Annotated in this window: 1 pseudogene; it reads right to left on the reverse strand. The window is 60.5% G+C overall.

Features of this window, described 5'->3' with window-relative positions:
• Positions 1-233: pseudogene (locus SB765_RS34055) on the reverse strand (translation initiation factor 2); the annotation flags it as partial.

The following is a 233-nucleotide window of genomic DNA, read 5'->3' on the forward strand; positions in this document are numbered from 1 at the left end:
TGGGCCAGGCGTTGGTTCTCCTGGCGCAAGCGATTCAGTTGGGCGCTTTCGCGGGCGGCATCCGCGCTTTGCAGTTGTTTGCTCAGTTCTTCCCGTTGTCGTTCGCTTTCTTGCAAGCGTTGCTGCAACTCGGTGATCTGGCTGCCGGCACTCAAGGACAGGGGCGTGGAACTGCCGGTGCTCGAGGTTTCTTCAGCGTGGGCCGTAGCCCCGATCGTTAACACTGCCAACAG

The organism is Pseudomonas sp. SIMBA_067, from assembly GCF_046534675.1.
In the GTDB taxonomy this organism is placed as follows: Bacteria; Pseudomonadota; Gammaproteobacteria; order Pseudomonadales; family Pseudomonadaceae; genus Aquipseudomonas; species Aquipseudomonas putida.